General features: G+C 63.9%; 6 protein-coding genes. 3 read left to right on the plus strand and 3 right to left on the minus strand.

Going from position 1 to position 4,837, the window contains the following annotated elements; genetic code table 11:
• From WAN71_RS23805 to WAN71_RS23815, 3 genes are all read right to left on the minus strand, one after another.
• Nucleotides 1-297 (minus strand): maltokinase N-terminal cap-like domain-containing protein (locus tag WAN71_RS23805; RefSeq protein WP_422227695.1); only part of this gene is annotated, 297 nt, incomplete at its 3' end.
• A complete protein-coding gene (gene treS, locus WAN71_RS23810; RefSeq protein WP_422227691.1) occupies nt 261-2,030 on the minus strand; it encodes a maltose alpha-D-glucosyltransferase in 1,770 nt (589 codons plus the stop codon). The genes treS and WAN71_RS23805, both read right to left, overlap by 37 nt.
• A gap of 93 nt (nt 2,031-2,123) precedes the next feature.
• Nucleotides 2,124-3,161, minus strand: coding sequence for a S1C family serine protease (locus WAN71_RS23815; protein WP_422227692.1), 1,038 nt, complete (start codon nt 3,159-3,161; stop codon nt 2,124-2,126).
• A gap of 255 nt (nt 3,162-3,416) precedes the next feature.
• On the opposite strand from WAN71_RS23815, the gene WAN71_RS23820 reads away from it, so the two are divergent.
• The 3 genes from WAN71_RS23820 to WAN71_RS23830 form a co-directional block, all read left to right on the plus strand.
• Nucleotides 3,417-4,178, plus strand: coding sequence for an SDR family NAD(P)-dependent oxidoreductase (locus WAN71_RS23820; RefSeq protein WP_422227693.1), 762 nt, complete (start codon nt 3,417-3,419; stop codon nt 4,176-4,178).
• Between the two features lie 17 nt (nt 4,179-4,195).
• Entirely contained in the window at nt 4,196-4,603 is a 408-nt protein-coding gene (locus WAN71_RS23825; RefSeq protein WP_422227694.1) for a TIGR03668 family PPOX class F420-dependent oxidoreductase, read from the plus strand.
• 130 nt (nt 4,604-4,733) lie between these two features.
• On the plus strand, nt 4,734-4,837 hold a 104-nt coding region (locus WAN71_RS23830; protein ID WP_422227696.1), incomplete at its 3' end, for a hypothetical protein.

The raw sequence follows: 4,837 nt of genomic DNA on the forward strand, positions 1-4,837 counted from the left end.
GTCATACAGCGCGTCATAGGCGGTGTGGTCGTTGTCGGCGCCGATGGTAGCGACGGTGGTGTACTCGGGTACCGGCGCAGTGTCCCAGGTGACGATCACCTGATAGCGCTCCGCCGAACCGTCGGTGTAACTGACGTCGACCAGTACCAGGTCAAGACCATCGCGCAACGCGACGACGTGGCTCGGCTCAGCGGTGGCGAGTTCCCGGCTTCGCCCGGCATACCAGCGCTGCTGCGGAAGCCATTCAGACCACGGCAAGTTCACTGCGCCTCCTCTGACTCGGCCAGCTCGAACCAGTAGAACCCGTGTCCTGGCAGCGTCAGTAGATAAGGCAGTTGGCCGATCCGCGGGAACTCCACCTGACCGGTCAGTTCGATCGGCGTGTAGCCGCTCCAGTGTTGAAGGTTCAATTCGATGGGCTGCGGGAAACGCGACAAATTGTTCACGCAAAGCACCACATCGTGGTCGGCTTCGCGCACATAGGCCAGCACTGACGGGTTGGATCCGCCCATTTCCTCGAACCTACCGATCGCGAACGCGTCATGCCTGCGCCGCACCGCCAACATGGTGCGCGTCCAGTTGAGCAGCGAGGTCGAGGTGTCGCGTTGGGCCTCTACGTTGACGGTTTGGTAGCCGTAGACCGGATCCTGGCTGGGCGGTACGTACAGCCGACCGGGATTGGCCGTGGAAAAGCCGGCGTTGCGGTCCGGAGTCCACTGCATCGGGGTGCGCACCCCGTCGCGATCGCCGAGCCAGATCACATCACCCATACCGATCTCGTCGCCGTAATAGATGACCGGGGAGCCGGGTAGCGACAACAGCAACGCGGTGAACAACTCGATCTGATTGCGGTCTTTCTCCAGCAGCGGGGCCAGCCGGCGGCGGATGCCCACATTGGCCTTCATCCGCGGATCCTTGGCGTACTCGGCGTACATGTAATCGCGCTCGTCGTCGGTGACCATTTCCAGGGTCAGCTCGTCGTGGTTGCGCAAGAAGATGCCCCACTGCGCCATCTTCGGGATGGGCGGTGTTTGCGCCATGATCTCCGAGATCGGGAAACGCGATTCGCGGCGCACCGCCATGAAAATGCGCGGCATCAGCGGGAAGTGAAATGCCATGTGGCATTCATCGCCACCGGTTTCGGGGTCACCGAAATACTCGACGACATCACTGGGCCACTGGTTAGCCTCGGCCAGCAGCACACGACCGGGGAATTCGTCGTCAACGACCTCGCGCACCCGCTTGAGGAACGCGTGCGTCTCCGCCAAGTTCTCGCAGTTGGTGCCCTCACGTTCGAACAAGTACGGCACCGCGTCCAGCCGGAACCCGTCGATACCGAGGTCAAGCCAAAACCGCATGACGTCGAGCATCGCTTCCTGAACTCCCGCGTTGTCGTAGTTCAGATCCGGTTGGTGGGCGAAGAACCGGTGCCAGTAGAACTGGCGGCGGACCGGGTCGTACGTCCAGTTCGAGTCTTCGGTGTCGATGAAGATGATCCGCGCGTCCGGGTACTTGTCGTTGCTGTCGCTCCACACGTAGTAATCGCCGTAGGGTCCGTCGGGGTCGCGCCGCGACTCTTGGAACCATGGGTGTGAATCCGACGTGTGGTTCATCACCAAGTCAGTGATGACCCGGATGCCTCGCCGGTGCGCAGCGTCGAGGAGCTCGACGAAGTCATCGACGGTGCCGAACTCTGGCAGCACCTTGTAGAAGTCGCGGATGTCGTAGCCGCCGTCGCGCAGCGGCGAATCGTAAAACGGCGGCAGCCAGATGCAGTCGACACCCAGCCATTGCAGGTAGTCGATCCGTTCGGTCAGGCCACGCAGGTCACCGAATCCGTCAGCGTTGGAGTCGTAGAACGCCCGGACCAACACTTCGTAGAACACCGCGTGCTTGAACCAGGTCGAATCGGTGGGCAATTCCCGGGCGTCGGCGAAGTCGTCGGCGCTGGGATGCTCGACTACGCCGGCTTCGACGTGACTTCCCCCTGCAGGATCATGCTCGACGGTGTCGTCTCTGTCGCTCGTCAAGTCCACGATCTTACCCGTACCCGACGCTTGGCATCGCAAACCATTTGCACGCCAAACGAATTGAACGCAGCCGCGTGAGCTGCGGTGCGCAGGTCAGCCCGGCGGACCATCCGCCAACGTCACGTTGGTGGTGCGATTCTCCAACCCCACGGTGACGTTCTCGCCGGGGTGGTGCTGATCGAGGATGGCGGTCAACGCGGTAGCCGAGTTGACGGGTTGGCCGTTGACCGAGGTAATCACATCTCCCGGGGTGAACCCCGCACCGGCGGCAGGACCGGTCGGAATGACCTGCTTGACTACGGCGCCCGCACCACCAGCGGCGTCGTTGACACCGACACCGAGGAATGCCGTCGGACCGATATGCACCGTCGGGGATCCGCCACCGCCCTGAATCTGCCCGGCGATGCCCATCGCCTCATTGATCGGGATCACGAAACCTTGCCCGCCGCCCATGTGGAAGTTGGCGGTCGCGGCGGTGTTCAGGCCGATCACCTGGTTGGCGGCGTTGACGGTGGGTCCGCCGGAGTCGCCGGGACGTATCGCCGCGTCGACCTGGATCAATCCACCCAGTGTCTCCGTGCTGCCGGTCAGGGCGTCGGACGCCGACACCGTCTGGTTCAGCCCAACGACGCGCCCTTCTACCGCGCTGGGTGCTCCACCGGCCCCACCGGCGTTGCCCATCGAGACGATCGGGTCGCCGACCGCAACGGAGTCTGAGTTACCGATATTGGCCGGCTGCAGTCCGCCTCCGCCAAGCTGCACTACCGCGATGTCATGGCTGCGGTCAAAACCGATCACCGTGCCCGGAAAGGACCGACCGTTGCCGATGGACCGCACGGTCAAATCGGTAGCGCCGGCGATTACGTGATTGTTGGTAAGCACCGTGCTGGGACCGATCACAATGCCGGTTCCGGCGCCCACCGCACTCTGGTACCCCATCTTGGTGTCGATGTCGACGATCGTCGGGCCCACCTGCCCAACGGCCGCCATAGCGTCCTGCGGCGGCGGCGGCGTCAATGGCGACGCGTGCGCGGGCGCCGTGCCCAGACCCAGCGCTACTGCTGACATCAGACTGAGCAACCACAATCCCATCCGCGACCACTGCGGTCTGGGGCGGTGCGATTCGCTCATCCCGTTACCTCCTGCGTAGGTTCCAGCCCGATCAAGCTCGGATTGTCGCAGCGTCGGGGTTCCTACGCGCGATTTTGTTCACTACACCGTAACCGGGGTTTGCTCACCGGGCATCCTCGTGGCGCCAGACGGGCGCTGATCAGGCGGTTCCCCTGTCCCGCGCGATCGGCCCGCTCAGTTCTCGGCCGACACGCTTGCGACCGGTAGTTTCATAGTCTCTGGCTGGCCGACAACCGACAGCAAAGGTGTCTTTTCATGAGCGTGCTTGATTCATTCCGGCTTGACAACAAAGTCGTGATCGTGACAGGTGCGTCGTCGGGGCTCGGCGTGGCGTTCGCCCAAGCGTTCGCTGAAGCCGGCGCCGACGTCGTGTTGGGTGCACGCCGCGTCGACAGGTTGGCCGAAACTGCCGCGCTCGTCGAAACCGCTGGCCGCAAGCCGCTGCCGGTGGCCACCGACGTCAGCGTGCCCGAGCAGTGCCAGGCGTTGATCGACTCCGCGATGCAGACCTTCGGCCGAGTCGACATTCTGATCAACAACGCCGGGGTAGGGTCCGCGCACCCGGCCACCCGGGAGACACCGGAGCAGTTCCGCTCGGTGATCGACGTCAACCTCAACGGCGCTTACTGGGTGGCGCAGGCCAGCGGACGGGTCATGCAACCGGGGAGTTCGATCATCAACATCGCCAGCATCCTGGGCATCACCACTGCCGAGCTGCCGCAGGCCGCCTACAGCGCCAGCAAGGCCGCGATCATCGGGCTCACTCGAGATCTCGCCCAGCAGTGGGGCTCGCGAAAGGGGATTCGAGTCAACGCGCTGGCGCCCGGATTCTTTCGGACCGAGATGACCGACGAGTACAAGCCCGGGTACCTGGAAAGCCAGGCACGTCGGCTGGTGCTGGGCCGGTTGGGCGACCCGCGCGAGCTCGCCGCCACCGCCGTGTGGCTGGCATCAGCGGCCGGCGGCTACGTCACCGGGCAGACGATCATCGTCGATGGCGGCCTGACGATCACCTAAGTCTTTAGGCTGGTGTTGTGGTCGACTTCGACCCCAAGGCCTGCTTCGCGCGTGCGCCGGTGGCCCGGTTGGGCACCGTCGCTGCCGACGGCACGCCGCACCTGGTGCCGGTGGTGTTCGCGCTTCGCGACGAAGTCGTCTACACCGGCGTGGACGGGAAGCCCAAGACGACCCAACGGCTGCGCCGGTTGGCCAATATCGAACAGCACCCCCTGGTGAGCCTGCTGGTCGACCACTACGCCGATGACTGGACGCAGCTGTGGTGGGTCCGGATCGACGGTCTCGCGGCGATACATCACGACGGCAATGCCCTGGACGCGGGACATGACCTCCTGCGGGCGAAATACGCCCAGTACCAATCGGTTCCGCTGAATGGCCCGATGATCGCGATTGCGGTCCAACACTGGAGCAGCTGGCACGCCTGACCGTCGTCGCGGCACTCGAATCCTTCGCAAAATCCGTCGTTCCTCCCCTGTTCACTCTTGTGCTACGCGGATGCTAGGAGAAAAGTGACATACGTCACGATGGGCGAACGCGGGCATGAGGAGACACGTCATGGCAGACAAGTCCAGTAGTTCTCAAAATGCAGGAGCCGCTCCTGCCGTAGACGATCCGGCCGCCGTACGGAACGTGGTGCTGGTAGGCCCGTCCGGCGGCGG

Origin of the sequence: Mycobacterium sp. (genome assembly GCF_049280035.1) — a bacterium.
GTDB lineage: Bacteria > Actinomycetota > Actinomycetes > Mycobacteriales > Mycobacteriaceae > Mycobacterium.

What these genes read in the sequence shown, in the direction of transcription:
- WAN71_RS23820 (WP_422227693.1), top strand. Translation starts at nt 3,417, where the DNA reads ATGAGCGTGCTTGATTCATTCCGGCTTGACAACAAAGTCGTGATCGTG.
- WAN71_RS23815 (WP_422227692.1), bottom strand. Translation starts at nt 3,161, where the DNA reads ATGAGCGAATCGCACCGCCCCAGACCGCAGTGGTCGCGGATGGGATTG.